The organism is Pseudomonas sp. MD195_PC81_125, assembly GCF_014060985.1.
GTDB lineage: Bacteria > Pseudomonadota > Gammaproteobacteria > Pseudomonadales > Pseudomonadaceae > Aquipseudomonas > Aquipseudomonas parakoreensis.
Genome location: NZ_JABULD010000859.1, coordinates 1 through 583 on the forward strand (window position 1 = coordinate 1; position 583 = coordinate 583).

1 protein-coding gene and 1 pseudogene are annotated in these 583 nt (G+C 57.3%); both read right to left on the reverse strand.

Annotation, left to right across the window (positions count from 1 at the left end; translation table 11 throughout):
• Positions 1–50: 50 nt before the first annotated feature.
• Positions 51–485, reverse strand: a complete 435-nt coding sequence (locus tag HT737_RS29810) for a DUF4426 domain-containing protein (protein WP_182402860.1) — start codon at positions 483–485, stop codon at positions 51–53.
• A 26-nt stretch (positions 486–511) separates the two neighbouring features.
• A pseudogene (locus HT737_RS29815) lies at positions 512–583 on the reverse strand (methionine biosynthesis protein MetW); the annotation flags it as partial.

The window sequence follows — 583 nt, forward strand, 5'->3', positions numbered from 1 at the left end:
CTTGAGTTTGCCGGCGTTATGGCTGGCCAGTACGAGTTGCGTGAGGTTCATCATTCGCCGGGAAAGAGTTCTTGGTTGAAGTTGATGGTGTTGATCTTGTCGCCGTTCTGCACCTTGATTTCAAAGGTGCGGGTTTCCTGCTGCTCCACCGGGTACTGCGCGATGTAGTAGATCGCGCCTTGTTCGGTGACCTGGCGGAAGTTCAGCGGCACGCTCTGGCTGGTCAGGTCTTTGATCGTGCCAGTGACGTTGGCGATCAGCGGTTTGCCGTCCTTGATCACCGAGACGTTGATCACGCCCTGGTTCTTGCTGCGGACCAGCTCGGCTGCCTTGGCGATGTCCGGCTGTAAATACGTGGAGTTGAAGGTGTTGTAGTGCACCGTCACGTCGCCGAAAGTTTCCTGGCGCTCGCTTTTGATGACGTCCGCCGCCATGGCGCTGGCGCTCAGGCAGGCGGTCAGTAACAACAGGGCTAGACGAGCCATGATCGTTCTCCTCGAAATGTCGTGGTTCAGACCGCGACCCGATGATCTGCGAGCACCGGGCTGCTGACGCGGTAGATACCAATCTCACCTAACAGATT